Annotated in this window: 15 protein-coding genes, 1 tRNA gene and 1 pseudogene; 10 read left to right on the top strand and 7 right to left on the bottom strand. The window is 56.9% G+C overall.

What is annotated here, in order from left to right:
* The first annotated feature begins 1 nt into the window (after position 1).
* From FQ320_RS02305 to FQ320_RS02290, 3 genes are all read left to right on the top strand, one after another.
* Entirely contained in the window at positions 2 to 1522 is a 1521-nt protein-coding gene (locus tag FQ320_RS02305) for a heme biosynthesis protein HemY (RefSeq protein WP_148469659.1), read from the top strand.
* Positions 1523 to 1777: 255 nt separating this feature from the next.
* Positions 1778 to 1852, top strand: a tRNA-Phe gene (locus tag FQ320_RS02300).
* Between the two features lie 1385 nt (positions 1853 to 3237).
* On the top strand, positions 3238 to 3648 hold the full coding sequence (locus FQ320_RS02290) for a DUF927 domain-containing protein (protein WP_148469657.1): 411 nt from the start codon (positions 3238 to 3240) through the stop codon (positions 3646 to 3648).
* 215 nt (positions 3649 to 3863) lie between these two features.
* On the opposite strand, the gene FQ320_RS02285 is transcribed toward FQ320_RS02290, so the two are convergent.
* From FQ320_RS02285 to FQ320_RS02260, 5 genes and pseudogenes are all read right to left on the bottom strand, one after another.
* Complete coding sequence (locus tag FQ320_RS02285; RefSeq protein WP_148469655.1) at positions 3864 to 4874, bottom strand: purine nucleoside permease; 1011 nt, start codon at positions 4872 to 4874, stop codon at positions 3864 to 3866.
* A gap of 494 nt (positions 4875 to 5368) precedes the next feature.
* Positions 5369 to 6806: pseudogene (locus FQ320_RS02280) on the bottom strand (IS1182 family transposase).
* Between the two features lie 963 nt (positions 6807 to 7769).
* Entirely contained in the window at positions 7770 to 8354 is a 585-nt protein-coding gene (locus FQ320_RS02275; RefSeq protein WP_148469653.1) for a poly-gamma-glutamate hydrolase family protein, read from the bottom strand.
* Positions 8355 to 8411: 57 nt separating this feature from the next.
* Complete coding sequence (locus FQ320_RS02270) at positions 8412 to 9362, bottom strand: class II glutamine amidotransferase (RefSeq protein WP_148469652.1); 951 nt, start codon at positions 9360 to 9362, stop codon at positions 8412 to 8414.
* A gap of 704 nt (positions 9363 to 10066) precedes the next feature.
* Positions 10067 to 10768 carry a FadR/GntR family transcriptional regulator gene (locus FQ320_RS02260; RefSeq protein WP_255509358.1) on the bottom strand — a complete coding sequence of 234 codons (702 nt, stop codon included), beginning with the start codon at positions 10766 to 10768 and terminating at the stop codon, positions 10067 to 10069.
* A gap of 239 nt (positions 10769 to 11007) precedes the next feature.
* Here FQ320_RS02260 and FQ320_RS02255 point away from each other — a divergent pair, with 239 nt between their 5' ends.
* From FQ320_RS02255 to FQ320_RS02225, 7 genes are all read left to right on the top strand, one after another.
* Positions 11008 to 11535, top strand: coding sequence for a redoxin domain-containing protein (locus FQ320_RS02255; protein ID WP_148469647.1), 528 nt, complete (start codon positions 11008 to 11010; stop codon positions 11533 to 11535).
* A 114-nt stretch (positions 11536 to 11649) separates the two neighbouring features.
* Positions 11650 to 12318: an amino acid ABC transporter permease gene (locus FQ320_RS02250; protein WP_148469645.1), complete on the top strand. Its 669-nt coding sequence runs from the start codon at positions 11650 to 11652 to the stop codon at positions 12316 to 12318.
* A 6-nt stretch (positions 12319 to 12324) separates the two neighbouring features.
* Positions 12325 to 12981, top strand: coding sequence for an amino acid ABC transporter permease (locus tag FQ320_RS02245; protein ID WP_148469643.1), 657 nt, complete (start codon positions 12325 to 12327; stop codon positions 12979 to 12981).
* Positions 12982 to 13024: 43 nt separating this feature from the next.
* Positions 13025 to 13819 carry a transporter substrate-binding domain-containing protein gene (locus tag FQ320_RS02240; protein WP_148469641.1) on the top strand — a complete coding sequence of 265 codons (795 nt, stop codon included), beginning with the start codon at positions 13025 to 13027 and terminating at the stop codon, positions 13817 to 13819.
* Positions 13820 to 13841: 22 nt separating this feature from the next.
* Positions 13842 to 14600, top strand: a complete 759-nt coding sequence (locus tag FQ320_RS02235) for an amino acid ABC transporter ATP-binding protein (RefSeq protein WP_187393744.1) — start codon at positions 13842 to 13844, stop codon at positions 14598 to 14600.
* Positions 14601 to 14656: 56 nt separating this feature from the next.
* Positions 14657 to 15286 (top strand): glutathione S-transferase family protein, encoded by a 630-nt coding sequence (locus tag FQ320_RS02230; protein WP_148469638.1) that lies wholly within the window; start codon positions 14657 to 14659, stop codon positions 15284 to 15286.
* A 47-nt stretch (positions 15287 to 15333) separates the two neighbouring features.
* Positions 15334 to 15954 (top strand): glutathione S-transferase family protein, encoded by a 621-nt coding sequence (locus tag FQ320_RS02225; protein WP_148469636.1) that lies wholly within the window; start codon positions 15334 to 15336, stop codon positions 15952 to 15954.
* A 98-nt stretch (positions 15955 to 16052) separates the two neighbouring features.
* Here the strand turns inward: FQ320_RS02225 and FQ320_RS02220 are convergent, their stop codons facing one another.
* Both FQ320_RS02220 and FQ320_RS02215 read right to left on the bottom strand, forming a co-directional pair.
* Positions 16053 to 16223, bottom strand: coding sequence for a LysR family transcriptional regulator (locus FQ320_RS02220; protein ID WP_148469635.1), 171 nt, complete (start codon positions 16221 to 16223; stop codon positions 16053 to 16055).
* A gap of 37 nt (positions 16224 to 16260) precedes the next feature.
* Positions 16261 to 17769, bottom strand: a complete 1509-nt coding sequence (locus FQ320_RS02215; protein WP_148469633.1) for a tripartite tricarboxylate transporter permease — start codon at positions 17767 to 17769, stop codon at positions 16261 to 16263.
* Between the last annotated feature and the right edge of the window lies 1 nt (position 17770).

Raw genomic sequence — 17770 nt, 5'->3', positions numbered from 1 at the left:
AATGCTCTGGTCCCTGCTCAAATTCGTCCTTTTCATCTGCATCATCGCCGGTCTGGCCTTGGGTGCGAGTTACCTGATGGAGACCGACGGCGGCGTTATCGTTGCAGTCGCCAATACGGAATTCACGCTGGGGCCGCTGCAACTGGCGATCTCCGCTCTGCTGTTATTGTTTACGGTCTGGCTCCTGCTGAAACTGGTCGGGCTGCTGGTGGCCTTGATCCGGTTCCTGAACGGCGATGAAACTGCAATCTCCCGCTATTTTGATCGCAATCGCGAACGCAAAGGCTATGACGCTCTGGCCGATGGGTTGCTGGCGCTGGCCTCGGGCGAGGGCAAGGTCGCCATGGCCAAGGCGAACCGCGCCGAGAAGCTGCTGAACCGTCCCGAATTGACCAACCTGATTCAGGCACAGGCCGCCGAAATGGTCGGCGACAAGCGCAAGGCCGAAGCTGTCTATAAGCGGCTGCTTACCGACGACCGCACCCGGTTCGTGGGTGTGCGCGGGCTGCTCAAGCAAAAGCTGGCCGAGGGCGATACCGATACCGCGCTGAAACTGGCGGAAAAGGCGTTCGCGCTGAAACCTAAACACACCGAAACCCAGGATATGCTGCTACAGCTCCAGGCGGGCCACAACGACTGGTCCGGTGCGCGCAAGACGCTGGGCGCCAAGCTGAAACACGGCAGCATGCCGCGCGACGTTCACAAACGACGCGACGCCGTTCTGGCCCTATCCGAGGCAAAAGACGTTATCGAAGAAGGTCATCCGATCGAGGCGCGCGAGGCAGCGATCGAGGCGAATCGCCTGTCCCCCGATCTGATTCCCGCCGCCGCGATGGCCGCCCGTGGCTATATCGCCAACAACCAGTTGAAATATGCCACCCGCGTGCTGCGCAAGGCATGGGAGGCTCAGCCGCATCCGGATCTGGCTGCCGCCTTTGCCGAAATTCAGCCGAACGAATCGCCGCGCGAGAGGATCAAGCGGTTTACCGTGCTGACACGGATCCGGCCTGATCATCCGGAAACCAAGATGCTGCTGGCCGAACTGAACATCGCTGACGAAGATTTCCCATCCGCCCGCCGTGCGCTGGGTGATCTGGCCACCGCCGATCCGACCGCGCGTTCCGTAACGATCATGGCCGCGATCGAGCGGGGCGAGGGGGCTGACGATGCCATCGTGCGCGGCTGGCTCACCCGGGCGCTGACCGTCTCGCGCGGGCCGCAGTGGGTGTGCGAAAACTGCCACACGATCCACAGCGCCTGGACCCCCGTCTGCAACGAATGCGGCGCCTTCGACACTCTGGCCTGGACTGTACCAAAATCCGGCGAGGTAGCGATGCCGTCCAGTACGGAAATGCTGCCGCTGATCGTGGGTCAGATCGCAAAGCAGCCCGAACCGGAATCCGAGATCGTCGCGGCGTCCCCTGCGACAAACGATGGCACAAGGCGGGATGTCGCGCCTGACACGCCGGATGCCGAGATCGTTCCCGAACCAAGCGCTCCGGGCGATGGGCGCCCTGCCTAGCCGGCACAATCGATCCTGCACCGGTTGTCACCCGCTTACCGCAGCGCGGTACGCTGTCGGACGCCCCACCGCCCGTGTTGCGCGATGACGCAGAACAGATGACAGCCCGCCTCACCGTTGGCGGGTGTCAATTTGGCCGGTTCTTTACGCCCGATGACGCGAAACCTCGAATTTAATCAATCGCCCTATGGACAACCCCACCCCGCCGCGTCTAGAAGATCGCAGCCTCGGCAAGGCACGACCTTGCCAATCCGTGCCCGGGTAGCTCAGGGGTAGAGCAGTGGATTGAAAATCCTCGTGTCGGTGGTTCAATTCCGCCCCCGGGCACCACTTTAACCAGTTGAATAACCATCGTTTTGCTGCATTTCAGAATGACCGTCAGACGCCATGCGTTGTTTGGGGCTACACTGGGGCTACAAATGCTCGCTGGCACTAACTACAGGCTTCTTCATCCGCGAACGCTGTCTAGGAAGAATCTGTTCGAACTTCACAATCCCGAAGGCAACTTTCGAAGTCGTATAGAGCGAGCACAACCCCTAATGATCAGCTTCAATCCGGCCTGAATCTTGCGATTCGACAGCTCGCAGATGCGGTCTGAGATCAATCTTGCGGTCGGGGTATTCTGATACGGGTACGTGATGTCTCTCTCGTGTGGTCGGCATCATGACATATTTGACGTGTTGTATCACAGCAGTCAGGTGGGACTTTCTGCGATGCGTCGGGGCATGCGAAGACCTGGAAAAAGATGCTTCAGTCGTGGGATGCAGGCGGTGCCAGCCGGACGAGGGCGCCTCAATCCTCCGCCAGTCGCGCGTCCAGTCTCTAATACGATGCCCCTCGATGATGAGATCTCCATCATTCAGCCCGCTGCACTGGGCGAGGTGGCTCCCATGTATGAGGTGCCAGACAAATGCATGTTGTCATGCGTTAGGACTGATACGCTGTGCCAATCTCGCCGCATTATTGGGAATTGGGTTTTTTTCGCGTAAGACCACGAGAAATAAGGTGCTCTTTTTGTGCCAAGTATGGTCTAGTAGTTTCCCTTTACGCATATCAACCCGCTGACGTTCACCGGATACTCTCGACGCCTCAATCGGCAACGAGAGCAATTTTGTGTGCGCAGATCATGTGCAGTGAACGTTCATGAACAAAGCCGCAAGCGACGTCTACCTGTCTGTAGAGCAGGTCTCGGCCCGTACAATGTCTCAAAGGATTCCATCTGGCGCTGGCGTCGCGAAGGCGGTTTTCCCAAGCCGATCATGCTGAGCCTCAAGACCTCACGCTGGCGGCTCAGCGAACTTCAAGCCTACGAGGCGGAGTGCCCCTGCGGCTTCATCACCAACTACCCGTTCCACGCAGCAATGTGACCCTAGCCTGCCAGACCCGGATGTCCTGATCGACGCGGGTTTGGCCCCTTCAACATCTTCAAACGGCCCAAGGCAGCGAGATCCGTTTCGCGGCAGCCGGAGGCTATGGCCATTCAAAAGACGTAGTATGAAAGCCCACTCAGCGATCATCGGTAACATCGATATGGCATCCTCGAATGTCATCTCATTGTCTGTTCGCGAAACTTCAGGTTCGCCGCATGTGGCAACAATGCCTGTGAATGTTCCTGCCGGGCGCCTGTCGAGAACTATTTCGCCACACCGGATGGTATCTATTTCCACGATGTGGATGCCAAACACGATGTAGGCCCGGTTTGGATCTGATCAAAGATCGCCGTCATCGGTCTCTGCAGTTGGTCTGACGGCAAAGGCTGGAGCCGTTTGGTGGATATCGTCGATCCAGATGACCGTACGCATCGCCTCCTCCTTGACGAATCGCTGTTCAACGGTTCCCTTGCCGCTCTGTTGCGGCCCCTAGGGGGCAGTGGGGTGCAAATCGCAACGGGTGCTGCGGGTGCCGAGGCGCGAGGGCGGTTGGTTGACTTGCTGTGTGCATGGCGGCCGCAGGAAAAGTTTGTGCGCGTTTCGCGCACGGGCTGGGTTGACGATGATTTCGACACCTTCGCCCCTGCGGATGGCACCGTTATCGGGCGCAAGAAGGCCTTCCTTGACCGCGAAACCGGCATCATCGGCGAGATGACCCAGGTCAGTGGCTCATTGGGAGACTGGCAGGAAATGTAGTTAGTGGTTGGCTGGCGGGTCATCACCGTCAATGTCCGGATCGGGCAGACTCCACGCCGCACCCTCTGCCTCAAACTTGTACAAATGTCAGTTGGCCCACCCCAAAGCGGCCCACAACGTCAGGTGCAGGCCGTCGAGGCGGATGCTAATGCGAAGTGATCGCCCTCATTGCATCCAAAATTTACACCTAACGTGGCGACTATTTAGGGGGCACGTTATTTGGCGACTTCCGCTGGAGTACCGGTTTTCCACTGTGCCCAGTCGGTGACGATCCTATCCACCAGCGGCGCACCCACCAAGGTTATGTTCTCTACGGTTTCAGCGAAGCCGCCAGCGGTTTCACCCGGTGCAGGGTCAAGGTGTTGAAGTGTTGTTTCATCCGGATTTCCCTGATCGAAGTTTACCGCACCTCGCAAGCTGATGATCCGGTCGATCCCGTGCTGGCGGCCAATTACAAGGGCGATCGCAGCAGCCTCCATCTCGGTAATCAGATAGTCATCTGCGCCATAAAGCTCGGTCATATACTGAGCCTGGTTTGAGAGCCCGGGACCGTGGAAAAACGTGTCCCCTGTCATGTGCGTTCCGGTTTTTACACTGGGCGCGGCCTGAGCCGCAGCATCGGGATAGCGCTGCCGGTAATCCTGCGCCGCTTCTGAGTCTCGCATTTCGATATCGTCGGACAGAGCGACGCCCCAGGCGACCAATGCAGGGTTCATTTCAAACAGGCGATACGCTTCATAGCCCTTGCGTGGCATGAACACGGGAGCGCCCGGCTCACCTTCTTCCGGTGCCCAGCGATGGCCGAGGTCATAATCCACAAGCCAGGTTCCCCAGACAACGTCACCGATCGTGCCCCTTGAAGGCGGAGTTCCCGCAACGCCTGCAAGCAAATAATAAGCCTCGGAAAAGTCGTAGTTTGGATTCAGGAGGATCGCTTGCATGGACGCAGAGGAGTTGACTTTGCCCATTCCAAGAACAGACCCGCACACGCCGTCGTCGTTGCAATGCACAGGCCGGAAGGCACCTGCAACGTCCTGCGGTTCGGTGCCAGTCCAGTATTTTTCGAACCAATGCTGAAACTCGCCTGCGCGATCGCCAGCATTTTCGCCGATCTCGAACATCGTGCCGATAAAGACCTTGACCTTGAGCGGTTCGGCGGACGCAATCGTTGCGCTCAGAGTTGAGATTGCCAGTGCGGTTAGACCTGACTTGCAGACTTCAAGCATAGCGTTTCCTTTTGAACAGGTTACCACTTTCTCCGTGGTGCCACCACGCGCGGCAAACCGGCCGGAGAAAGATCAACATCTCACGGTTTACAATATTATGTCGCAGTTGCGGTGCAAAATCTGCGAAATTCATGAAATCACTATGCTTGAAAGCCATGTGAGTAGGCTAATCTGACGGGCCTTACTGTCATTCCGTCGCCATCCTCGGGAGATAATCAAGGCGGTAGCGACTTGAAGTGTGCAATCTCCAACTGGAAGCGAATGTCTGCAAGGCCTATAGGAAAGGGCCTTCGTTTCAAGATGCCAATGACAGCTAAGACCGGAGGGTGTGTGGAAACTCGGCTGATTGCGATGCCCCGCTGTCTTTTCCGGCGTTTATGCCCGTTTTGGCGTGAGATCGCCCTCTTAGTAGACAGGATGGAGTGTGCGGGCGGTGGTAGTGATCAGAGACGGATTGGGCAATTTGGAACAAATTCCAGTGCAAATGAGGCCGGTTACGCCCTCATGGCGGTGATCATCGCAGGAACGCCCATGATGTTCATGACGCGGGTCATGTTGTAGGCGAGCACATGCAGGGCCATCTCTGTCGCCACCTTCTTCAGCGTTCGCATTTTGAAGTGCGTGGCTCCCATCCAGGATTTGATCGTGCCGTAGGGATGCTCCACGGTCATGCTCCGAACAGCCAGTTGGGTCGGGTCTTCGGTCCTGCACGCGTTCGAGCACGTCCTCGTGTTCCCATCGACGAACGCGCCTCTCTTTTGAGGTTGTGCATTTCGTCTTTATCGGACACTCAGCGCAGGCTCCTGACCAGTATGATCTGATCGCTTTGCCGTCTTGCTGGCCGGTAAATCGGTAGGCCAGAGGCTCGCCCGCTGGGCATAAATAGGCGTCCAGGACGCTGTCATATGCAAAGTCAGCCTTGTCAAACTGGCCGCGTGCAGCAGCGTTTGACGTCATGGGTTTGGGGACGACGACCGAGATGCCAGCCTCTTCGCTGGCAACAATCTCCTCGCCTTTGTAGTAACCTTTGTCGGCGATTGCGGTGAGCTGATCTGTCATCATGACATCGTTTGCTGCCGCGGTCATCATCGACAAAGCATCCCGGTCAAACCCAAGCATCGTGACTTCATGCGCAACGATCAGGTGGTGATCGGCCTCGACAGCCGTTTGAACGTTGTAGCCGACAATGCGCGGCATCCGCGCCGTCGTCGCCATGGACCGGGCATCAGGATCGCTGAGCGACACCTGCGTTTCGCCGGTCTGGTCCATGCGCTGTTCAATTGATCTGTAGCGCGTGGCCTCCTTTTTCAGATGCTCCAGCTTTCTCAAGGTGCGTTCCATACGTGCTTCGGGCAGCACCGTGCCGGTCTGCGCAAACACCTCATCAGCACGATCCAATTCCCCCATATAGCGCTCGATTGCCGTGTCGATCTCGATCAACTTTTGGCGTAGCTTACCGCGTGTGTAATTCTTGGCCTTGGAGTTCAGCGCCTTAAACCGGCTGCCGTCAATCGCGACCACATCTGCGTCGAGCAAGCCCATGTTGCGGCATAGCGCCACGAACTGCTGACACACTTTGCGGATCGCAGGGCCGTTGTCTTTGCGGAAGTCAGCAATCGTCTTGAAGTCAGGCTTCAACCGACCCGTCAGCCAAATGAGCTCCAGATTACGTCCGCACTCACGTTCCAGTCGCCGCGATGACTGGATCTGGTTCAAATATCCGTACAGATAAATCCGCAGCATCAGACCTGGATGATAACCCGGCCGACCAGTAGACGCAGGTTGCACGTTGAAGCCAAGTGCTGCGAGATCAAGCATGTCTGCAAAGGCATCGATGGCACGAACCGGGCTGTTCTCGTCGACATAATCATCCAGATGTTCCGGCAACAGCATCGTCTGCTGACGATCCAAACCTTCGATAAATTGCGCCATGAACAACCTCCGCATCGAATACAGAAATCATACCATCAATTGAGAAAAACTGCCGGAGTTTTCACACACCCTCTCCGCACTGCTGCCGTACGACAGTAGAAAATGCTGCACGATGCACGAATGACCGCCTCGGCGCGCAACAACGCAGCATTGCGTCAGCGCGTGAATGGACGCTGTGGGCCCCGTGAGAAGGGGTCAGTCAAACCACCTCACTATGTGGCCCGGCACTGCGGCTATCTTGCTGAGAAAATTCAGCATCCGCATCCCCTTACTTTCGGGGGGATTACTACATCTCCTCCATTGGGCTGGAAGACCTGAGCCATGCAAGTTCGTCATCCTCCTAAGCGGGATTACCGCCGAGTCGGCGTCACCACTCTCAAGTGCGCATCAGCCCATGTGCCACGTTTTTTAACGGGGTCAGTCCCTCCAATAAGCGATCGGCAACTGCCCTCCAGACCTCGACGATAGCACAGGCTGTTCCTACCGTGCACAGGCGGGCTGCGACCCAAGACGGTTTTAAGATGTCCCGTTCCTCCGTGACACGCGCCAAATCGCGCTTCAGACGGCGGATCTCATCGGTTTGCGCCTCAACCTCTTTGATCACCTTCGTCGGCCGCGAAAACAGCTTCTGCCATGTGTAGATCGATTTGGTGCTGACATCTCGTCCTACTTGCTTCCAAAATTATCAATCAAGGCGTCTACAAATCTATGGCTATTCACGCGGACCTTCTTTGTCTTGGGTGCCAGTTCCCGGAAGACGGAAGAGTTGTAATATTCTAGGCACAGGTAGCGCACCGAACCAGAGACCACCTGCAGATGTGCCGATGGCCCAGCGGTTTCGACGCTCGCAGCCAGCACAGGCAGGCACATCGAACTTCCATTTCCAGATGTCCGCTTGTGTTCGCTTTGCGCCGGATGGCCGCGCTGTAGTACCGTTCGTTCGCGAATAGGGCGGTCATTCTGTCAACTTTGCGACGCAGACACGATGGCACTTCGGATGGCCAAACAGAATGCATCCAAGTCATTACTCTCTGTCGCCAACCTGCGACGCAGCGATCTCGGAAGCTCGAGCTGCACACCTTTGCCAGAGCGGGTCCGGTTGCAGATATTGGATTCATGGATACCCGGCAGCGTCTGGTTAAGTTCGGCCCCAAACCCTGCGTCGCGCAGCGCGGAACCAATGGCGTCGCGCAGCACAGTCGCGCGCCCGCCCAGCCATACGGTATTGGTGCCGTCGTCTTTGCGTCCATGGATCGCGACCGCGGTATTCGACCTGCCGACAAGGTCGATGGCTCGGGGTTCATCGAACCGGTGAGAGGTAATGTGGAAGTCGCCATGCCCCCCGGCCTTCAGTGCATCGAAGGAGTAGAAGGATAAGTCGGTTCCCGCAATTGCCATGGCGATTTGCGAAGTTTCCGGCTCGATGGAGCCACCGTGCGGCGCAAGGATCACCACAGATGTGCCGCGATCCTCACTGCGGATGCGGTAGTCGACCTCCGGCTGCAAATCGGCAGCGAGTTCTTCGAAATTTCGGTAGCGATCAGCCATTGGCCAATGTCCTGTTCGCGGCAAGTGGGGTCAGCGTATACACGCGGGGCTGCGTCGTCACAGGTTCAGCTTGTTCACGGTTTTCGAAATTTTTTCGCCCTTTCTCTCGAGAGCGACGATTTCACCAAATTCGATGTTCAGCCATTCGTCGCCATCCTCGGTCAAAGGCTCAGATGCGAAGATAGCGGAAGTTGCCTCGCCCTCCGGACAAGAGTCGACTTTGTAGGATTTTTCATGGTCCTGAAAATTCGCCCCCATGAGCAAATACATCGGCTCCAGAAGCATCGAAAGCGAATAGTCGGCGGTTCCCGACCCGGATTTTCGCAGCTCTTTCCAATCGCCTGCGGGGTCAGTCTCTCCCTTGTGCCCCAATCCATAATTGACCCCGATGATCCGCTTTGGCGCAACCAAGGCAATCTTCAATTTTGTCAGTTCAACCAGATCAAGCTTTTTCATGGCCTGAAGAATGACTTTCAGCAGGTCCTCGAAGCCTTTTTGCACGTCTCCGTCACTGTCGCCCTTGAGCAGGGAGAGGAGCAGAACGTAAAGAAACTCTGTGTCGGTGGTGCCCCGCATCTGCTTAAGATACCTATCCTCGCAGTGCGAAATCAGCTCCCTTTGTAAAATCTGCCAGTTTGGCAAGGCACCGTTTTGGGCGATGATCCAGGGCGTTTCATCGAAGGAAAAAGGATGGCAGTTCTCATCCGCCAGAACAGTCCGTGAATTATAGGCAGCGGCCCTGACGTGCGCGAGCAGTGTGCTGCCCTGAAGGCTCGGGATGATGCCTTGCGCATTGTCATCATAGAAGGCTCCCATTGGCCGGCGATAGAGAAGCGGCTCCTCAGTTTTTAAAAGATGTTCGCTCCACGCTCCGAACCCCCAACCGGCCAGTTGAAGCAGCGGGTGAAGCTCGGGGTCCAGGCTCTGGTTGATCAGGCTGTTCTCCGGCTCCAGAAGCAAGCTCTCAAGCGGTATTTCCGGGCCGATATAGGCAAGGACGCGGCACATATTTCTTCCTAACTTGTCAGGTAAGCGCAGGGGATACAGGCGACCAAGCCTACGAGGCGTCTGTGAGTTCCAAGATGATCTGAGCTACCCAGAGATTTGGACACTGACAAAAGTTGCGGTTTGCGGTCTTCTGATATCAACCAGCCTGATCAGCACGGGCAACGAGTAGGTTGAATTGTGCCAGATCCTGTCCAGCCGTGGGGAGTCACTAAGCAGGCAACAGCAATCGCGATGTTGATCAGCAGGTATCGCCAAAAATGCGTAATTGGCCTGCTCCGTCTGCTTGTGCCGCCGCACGTGGACAACGTACAGGCCGCGGACTGTATACGCTGCAAGGTCGGCCAAAATGATCCGATGATCGAATGGGCCTCTGTCCCGCCTGACGGGCTGATCAATGAACCCAACCAAACAAGCCGTATCAACGTCGCCTGCTTTATGTCCACGCCGGTCAATGATGTTGGCATTTGGCAGGTGTGGAAGGGCAGGATGTCGGTGATTTATTAACGGTAGGCGTCATGAGGGCTCAACGCCAGAATAGGCGCACTGCGACACCAGATTGATCGCTACAAGGCCGTAAGGGGCCGTCTGTGAAGTTGGATTTGGTCGCTTTCGCAAAATTGCCGCCACAGTGACCGCAGGCCATCAGGCCTGAGAGCAGGGTTTTGGGGCGGCGGTCCCAGATTGGAACGCGGGTGTTCGTTGCCCTAAACCGCCCGATTTACAACCAATCCACGCGATAGATGCACGCGCATCGCTTCAGAAGCTGCCACCGGGTCTTTGGCCGCGATCGCGTCGTAAATCGCCACATGATGTGCGATCAGTTCTTCAAAGAATGCGTCACGCTCTGCGCCGAACTCCAGCCGCAGGACCACGCGCGGGATGCTTTGGCTGCCGAGGAAGTTCATGAAATCCACCAGATAACTGTTGTGCGCCGCCTCTGCGATTTTGACATGAAAATTAAAATCTTCTGCAGCTCCGCCTATGCTTTCGGAATTGAGCTGATTAACGGTGTCCAGCGCCTGCTTTATTGACGCGAGTTCGCCTTCGGTACGTCGTGTTGCAGCAAGCGCAACCGCCTCCGTTTCAATCCCGAGCCGCAACTCCATACTCTGACGGATATGGTCAATTTCATCGATGCTGCTGTCGCCGAAACGAAACGGGGGCGTGGGCAGATGCTCGGCCACAAAAACACCGCGACCATGTTGAGGTTTCACAAGCCCCTCGGCACCCAGCGCTGAAATGGCCTCGCGGATGACGGTTCGGCTCACGCCAAACATCTCGATGAATTTGAGTTCGGTCGGGAGCTGCTGGCCGGCAACCCATTGGCCGTCATCGATCATCTTTCGCAGCCGGCTGGCCACATCCACGCTCAGGCGGGGTCGTCTTGCTGATGTTGGCGACGGCATGTCTTGCAACGTCCAAATCTCCTGCTGTGCAGCGAAGGTGTCAGGGGCGAGCCAAAGCTGAACTCTTCGAGCTTCATACTTAAAGCCTGATGAATCACAATCTTCAGCATCTGGTGACATATGACGTATGACATCATATGTCTATTGACTCAAGAACAACCGACGTCTTATCTGGCCCTCTGCAAAGGCATGTTTTCGCGACAGCCGGTGTCGTCAGATCAAATAAGGAACCGCCGATCATGAACGGACTTTCCAAACCCATCGTCGGTGCGCCGATGCCCGCAATTTCCGTTCCAAAACTGGGCGGGGGCACAATGAACATCGGCGGCGCGACCGAAAACTGGACGCTGTTTATCGTCTATCGCGGTCGACACTGTGGTCGCTGCAAAAACTACTTGAACAGTTTGGAAGCAATGAAACCCGACTGGGAGAAGTCCGGCTTTACTGTCAAAGTCGCATCTGCCGACACAGCAGAACGTGCCGCCGCTGACATCGCCGAATTCAAGTGGAGCATGGATGTAGGCTATGGTCTGAGCGTCGAGCAGATGGTGACCTTGGGTCTCTACATCACTGAGCCTACAAACAACGGGGATGCCATCGCGCGGTTCGCCGAGCCAGGAATTTTCTGCATCGATCCGGACGGCAACATCGTCGTTGCGGCGATCTCGAACGCCCCCTCGGCGCGTCCTGATCTCGCGCAGTTGCTGGACGGCATGCAGTACACCATCGCAAACAATCTGCCATTTCGTGGGACTGTGACTGCATAGACGACTGACACACGGGACGAATTCGCCCCGTGTAACGATAGCCCCGTATCTGCTGGGAGGAGAAATCCGCAGACCGGGAGCTTATGAACAAGTGCAAGCAGCAGGGAGGTTTACGTGTACGACTTCAACTTTGCGCCAGTTTTCGCCTCGTTCGACACGCTCCTTGTGGGCGCGTGGCTGACTATCCAGATGTCGACTGTCGCGATGGTCATTGGGTTGGTTTTGTCGATCCTCGGCGCTGTCGGCAAGACATCCGGGCCCAAGCCAGTCCGCATCGCGATCAACGTCTATATCGAGATCATCAGAAACACGCCGTTTCTCGTCCAACTGTATTTCTTCTTTTTCGCGTTGCCCGCGTTGGGGGTGCGCCTTGGTCCGAACCAGGCAGCACTGCTGGCGCTGGTCGTGAATTTTGGCGCTTACGGGACCGAAATCGTGCGGGCCGGAGTCGCGTCGGTGGGTCGCGGACATATCGAGGCTGCGAAAACAGTCGGCCTGAACTTCTTTCAGACCCTGCGATACGTGATCCTCAAGCCTGCAATGAGGGCAGTCTACCCGGCACTTACCAGCCAATTCATCTATCTGATGCTGGCCAGTAGCGTCGTGTCCGTCATTTCAGCGACTGACCTCGCGGCGGCGGGCAATGATCTGCAATCTCAAACCTTTGCGAGCTTTGAAGTCTATATTGTCATCACGGCGATGTACTTTGTGATGTCGCTCGCGTTTTCAGGCGTCTTTGCCCTTATCGGCAAACTCGCGTTCTCCTATCCGTTGAATAGGTAGCCCCAGATGATCAGAGAATTCGGTCCAAACGAAGTCATCTACATCACGCTGGCAATACGATATACGATCCTGTTGTCGCTCATCGCCTTCGCAGGCGGTGCTGTCGGCGGCTTGATGGTCGCCTTGATGCGGGTGTCTCAGAACAAATACCGGCGTTGGATCGCGATGGCGTTCATTCGGGTGTTCCAAGGCACGCCGCTTTTGATGCAACTGTTTCTCGCCTATTTCGGCATGGCGATCCTGGGCTTCCCCATTGATCCCTGGACGGCCGCCAGTGTTGCGCTGATCCTGCATGCGGCTGCGTTCCTGGGCGAGATCTGGCGCGGGTGTATCGAAGCCGTACCAACGGGCCAGCACGAAGCCGCACGCGTCGTCGGGCTCGGATATGTCAATCGCATGCGGCATGTGGTGTTGCCGCAGGCCTTTCGCATCGCGGTCGGCCCGACCACCGGTTTCCTTGTCCAACTGATAAAGGCGACTTCGCTTGCATCCATCATCGGCTTCACCGAACTGACCCGCGCCGGTCAGATCATCAGCAACGCCACCTTCCAGCCGTTCGCGGTGATCAGTCTTGTTGCCGTGCTGTACTTCATCCTGTGTTGGCCGCTTTCGAAACTGGCCGCCAACCTGGAGCATAAATTCAATCAAGCCACGACACGTTAACCCTTCATGCGAGACAAATGCGCGAAGCATAAAAGGAAAAGTCATGAAAATTAAGCTTCTGAATATTCTCAAAGTCACGTTGGCAGCAGCTGCCCTGAGCAGCGCGGCCACCCTGCCCGCCGCGGCGGCTGAACTTGCCGACATCCAGGCGGCGAATACCATCAAAGTTGGCGTTCTGATCGATTTTCCGCCCTATGGCATCCTGAATGAAAACAATGAACCAGACGGCTATGATGCGACGGTCGCAAAGACGCTCGCGGACGATCTCGGAGTTGAACTCAACCTCATACCGGTCACCGGCCCCAACCGGATACCTTTCCTGCTCAGCGGACAGGTGGATATTCTGGTCTCGTCTTTGGCGATTAGTCCGGCCCGCGCGGAAAAGGTGGATTTCTCCAATCCTTACGCCGCGATCCGCATCGGCGTAATGGGTCAAGCCGACCTCGACATCACATCGGCGGCTGATCTTGCCGGCGTCAGTGTTGCCGTTGCCCGCGCGAGTGGTCAGGACACGACAATTACCGAAATCGCTCCGGAGACGACCGAAATCCGACGGTTCGATGATGACGTGAGCGCTGTACAGGCTCTGTTGTCCGGACAGGTCCAGACGATCGGCGCCTCTAACACGGTGATGGCGCAAATCCGCCAGATCGCCCCGGGAAGGTTTGATGAAAAATTCACACTGAACCAGTTCAGACTGGCCATCGCGGTGAGCCCCGACGCGCCCGAGCTTCTTGCCTATGTGAATGAATTTCTTGCCGGTGTCACCGCGTCCGGTGCCTTGAACGAGGCGCACATGCAATGGCTCGATGAACCGCTTCCAAGCTTCAACGAATAATTCGTAAAGGGAAAGCAAGCCAATGTCCTCCCAAGCTTCCTCAACTGGGCAGTCTGCACCAGAACTCGCGATAGAAATGTCCCAGATTGAAAAATGGTATGGCGCATTTCAGGTCTTACACGGGGTTGACCTTACAGTAGAGGCGGGTGAGCGCATTGTGATTTGCGGCCCGTCCGGATCCGGAAAATCGACCCTCATTCGCTGCATCAATCAGCTTGAGGCCATTCAAAAAGGATCCATCAAGGTAAACGGTGTCGTCTTGGATAAAACCCCCAAGACGGTACCGCTGGACATTGGAATGGTGTTCCAGCAGTTCAATCTGTTCCCGCATATGACCGTTCTAGAGAACTGCATTCTGGGACCCGTGAAAGCCCTCGGTGTGAGCAAGGAGAAAGCCACACAAACGGCACGGGAATTTCTCGAACGGGTGCGTATTCCCGAACAAGCCGACAAATATCCCGCCCAACTGTCCGGTGGTCAGCAGCAGCGCGTCGCCATCGCGCGCGCGCTGTGCATGAAGCCCCGCATCATGTTGTTCGACGAGCCGACCTCTGCGCTGGATCCCGAGATGGTGAAGGAAGTATTGGATACGATGATCGACCTTGCCCAGGACGGCATGACCATGATCTGCGTGACCCACGAAATGGGATTTGCGCGGGCCGTCGCGGATCGTGTAATTTTCATGGACCACGGCCAGATTGTCGAAGAAAATGCGCCGGAGCTATTTTTTGGCAATCCGCAACACGAACGGACGAAAAATTTCCTTGGCCAGATCTCCTGATACAACATCCGCACTGGCTCGGAACCACGTCACCTGACCGATAAAGAGGATCGTCAATGATTGATTTATATACCTGGCCCACGCCGAACTGTCGCAAGGTCTCGATCCTGCTGGAGGAGCTTGGCCTGCCCTATGAAGCGCATCCCATCGACATCAACGACGGCGCACAGCACACTCCGGAATTTCTCGCGATCAGTCCCAACAACAAAGTACCGGCGATCGTGGATCGCGACACCGGTATCGCCCTGTTCGAATCCGGCGCAATCCTTCTCTATCTTGCCGAAAAAAGTGGGAGATTTCTGCCTCAGGATCCGAAAGGAAAGGCCGAAGTGACACAATGGCTGATGTGGCAGATGGGCGGGCTCGGGCCCATGGCCGGTCAAGCGCATCACTTCCTGAAAAACAACCCCGGACAGGCACCCTATGCCGAGGATCGTTTCAGGACCGAAGTCGCGCGGCTCTATCGGGTCCTCAATCAGCGCCTCGTCGGGCGGGATTACATCTGCGACGACTATTCCATCGCCGATATGGCCTGCTGGCCGTGGGTATCACGCCATGAATGGCACCAGATTGATCTGGCCGACTATCCAGAGGTCCGCGCTTGGTATCGCCGCATTCTGTCACGTGATGCAGTCCAAAAGGGATACCACGTTCCGGTTTTCGCAAATGAGATTCCTGCGGGTTGAATGACCGGGTTCGCGCTGGTTGGTTTATAAAGATTGGATAAATTGGAATGATTAAGATTCTCGGGCGCGCAAACTCGGTCAACGTGCAAAAGGTTATGTGGTGCGCAGCTGAGCTTGACGTCGAAGTAGCGCGGGCAGATGTCGGTGGTGCATTCGGAGGCAATGACACTGACGCGTTTCGCGCAATGAACCCGAACGGCAGCGTTCCTGTGCTGGTCGACGGTGATTTCGTGCTTTGGGAATCCAATGCGATCGTGCGCTATTTGTGCGACCAATACGGATCCGGCGACTGGAAGCTGGGAACGCCGCCGCAGAACGGCCTCGCCGGGCAGTGGATGGATTGGTATCTCACGTCAATGCATCCGCCGATGACAACGCTCTTCTGGCAGCTCATCCGCACCGACCCCGACATGCGAGACGCAGCGAAAATCGAAACGGCGATCGCGCAAGGCACGAAGCTTTGGGCGATGCTGGATCAACACCTCGCCACCCGCGATTTCATCATGGGCGACTACTTGAGCATGGCCGACATCCCGTTAGGGAGCTCGGCATATCGCTGGCATTCGATGGATTTCGCGCGTCCGGATTTGCCAAACCTAAAGGCATGGTGGGACAGGTTGGTGGAGCGCCGCGCCTACAGGGAGAACGTGATGATCCCGATTACCTGAACGACTTCCTGCAGTGTCTCATCGCTCGATCTATGAATTGAGCGGGCCCCATGCGAAGCGGGAATGGCTGCCCGGCTTACATCAGACTCAGGCTCCGGTCAGGTTTTCCAGCAAAAACCGCCCGTGACGTGCGCAATCTGCGTTTCCAGATCCGAGAGGCGTTTGCTGACGGCGGGCGCGACCATGTTGTGGCGCACTGCCGCACCGGCAATGGAACCGACCTGCGTCACCCTACGAAAAAGCTGAAGGGTGATCAGGTCATGGCGCATCGCGTGTCCCACTGGAAAGTTGTGCGCCCGGCACGCATCACCCTGCTTCTGTGGGCACCCGTTTCCTGTCGCGAGCAGCCAGAAAGACCGACAGGATAAGGAACGCGGCAGTCGCAACATAAAGACCGATTGAAATCCAGCTTGCCACAAGCACGCCGAAATCACCGCCCGAAATCGACAGCGCGCGCCGCAGGTTGTTTTCCATGTCCGTGCCCAGCAGCAGACCAAGGACAAGCGGCACCAGCGTGATGTCCAGCTTGCGCAGCACATAGCCGAGCAGGCCAAAACCGATCATCACGTAAAGATCGAAGGTCGAATTGCTGATCGAATAAACGCCGACGAAACTGACGGCAACGACCAGCGGCATGAGAGCCCAGGTCGGGACGGCCATCAGACGGGTAAATAATCCGATGAGCGGCAGGTTCAGGATCAGCAGCATCACGTTGGCCATGTAAAGCGATGCGACCAGCCCCCAGACCAAGTCGGGTTGGCGTTCAAACAAAAGCGGTCCGGGCTGGACGTTGAGAGAGATCAGCATCGCCAGCATGACGGCGGTGGTTCCCGATCCCGGCACCCCCAGCGACAGCATCGGGATCAGCGCTCCCGCCGAAGCCGAATTATTGCCTGCCTCGGGTGCCGCGACGCCTCGCGGGTCGCCCTTGCCAAAGGTGTTGTTCTTGTTGCTGACCTGTTTTTCGATCGAATAACTCATCACCGCGCCAAGCGATGCACCCGCCCCCGGCAAGACGCCTGCGACGAACCCGACGATGGACCCGCGGAGCGTCGCCCAGAGCGTGCCGACCACGACCTTTACATCCGGAATCCAGGTGGTCAGCCGGATCGCGACATCGCGGTCTTTGATGGTCTTTTCCAACAGGAACAACAGTTCGGAAATGGCGAACAGACCCACAAGCGCGACGATCGGATCAATTCCGTCATACAGGTGAAACGACCCGGTGGTGTAGCGCGGAATGCCGGTGGCGGGGTCCAGCCCGACAGTGGCGATCATCAGACCAAGAAGCGCCGACAAAAGCGTCTTGCGCGGGTCGACGCCCGAAAGCCCGCCGATGGTGGCAAATGCCATGATGTACAGCGCAAAATAATCCGCCGGGCCGAAATAGATCGCCGCTTTCGCCAGCATTGGGGCGAACAGCGTGAGACCGATAATCGCCACGGTCGCTCCGATGAACGACGCCACTCCGGAAATCGCAAGCGCGTTGGCCGCATGTCCCTGCTGCGCCATGGGATAACCGTCGAGTGTGGTCATCACGGCCGGTTCATCGCCGGGAATGTTCAGCAGGATCGATGAAATCCGCCCGCCGTACATGCAACCGAAATAGACCGCGCTGAGCAGGATCAGCGAGGCTGTGGCGTCGAAGCCGAACGCAAAGGTCAGCGGAATAAGGATCGCGACACCGTTGACCGGGCCCAGACCCGGCATCGCGCCGATCAATGTGCCCGCAAAGCAGCCAAACAAAAGCAGCGCCAAGTGAAGCGGTTGCAATGCCACGGAAAAACCGAGGCCGAGGGACGATAGGATTTCCATC

Source organism: Oceaniovalibus sp. ACAM 378, assembly GCF_008085915.1.
Taxonomy (GTDB): domain Bacteria; phylum Pseudomonadota; class Alphaproteobacteria; order Rhodobacterales; family Rhodobacteraceae; genus Oceaniglobus.
This window is presented reverse-complemented; position numbering and strand designations above follow the sequence as displayed.

Excerpts from the sequence above, each read along its gene's own strand:
- FQ320_RS02305 (WP_148469659.1), top strand. The coding sequence starts at position 2 with ATGCTCTGGTCCCTGCTCAAATTCGTCCTTTTCATCTGCATCATCGCC.
- FQ320_RS02285 (WP_148469655.1), bottom strand. The coding sequence starts at position 4,874 with ATGCTTGAAGTCTGCAAGTCAGGTCTAACCGCACTGGCAATCTCAACT.
- FQ320_RS02275 (WP_148469653.1), bottom strand. The coding sequence starts at position 8,354 with ATGGCTGATCGCTACCGAAATTTCGAAGAACTCGCTGCCGATTTGCAG.
- FQ320_RS02270 (WP_148469652.1), bottom strand. The coding sequence starts at position 9,362 with ATGTGCCGCGTCCTTGCCTATATCGGCCCGGAAATACCGCTTGAGAGC.
- FQ320_RS02260 (WP_255509358.1), bottom strand. The coding sequence starts at position 10,768 with ATGCCGTCGCCAACATCAGCAAGACGACCCCGCCTGAGCGTGGATGTG.
- FQ320_RS02255 (WP_148469647.1), top strand. The coding sequence starts at position 11,008 with ATGAACGGACTTTCCAAACCCATCGTCGGTGCGCCGATGCCCGCAATT.
- FQ320_RS02245 (WP_148469643.1), top strand. The coding sequence starts at position 12,325 with ATGATCAGAGAATTCGGTCCAAACGAAGTCATCTACATCACGCTGGCA.
- FQ320_RS02240 (WP_148469641.1), top strand. The coding sequence starts at position 13,025 with ATGAAAATTAAGCTTCTGAATATTCTCAAAGTCACGTTGGCAGCAGCT.
- FQ320_RS02235 (WP_187393744.1), top strand. The coding sequence starts at position 13,842 with ATGTCCTCCCAAGCTTCCTCAACTGGGCAGTCTGCACCAGAACTCGCG.
- FQ320_RS02230 (WP_148469638.1), top strand. The coding sequence starts at position 14,657 with ATGATTGATTTATATACCTGGCCCACGCCGAACTGTCGCAAGGTCTCG.
- FQ320_RS02225 (WP_148469636.1), top strand. The coding sequence starts at position 15,334 with ATGATTAAGATTCTCGGGCGCGCAAACTCGGTCAACGTGCAAAAGGTT.
- FQ320_RS02220 (WP_148469635.1), bottom strand. The coding sequence starts at position 16,223 with ATGCGCCATGACCTGATCACCCTTCAGCTTTTTCGTAGGGTGACGCAG.
- FQ320_RS02215 (WP_148469633.1), bottom strand. The coding sequence starts at position 17,769 with ATGGAAATCCTATCGTCCCTCGGCCTCGGTTTTTCCGTGGCATTGCAA.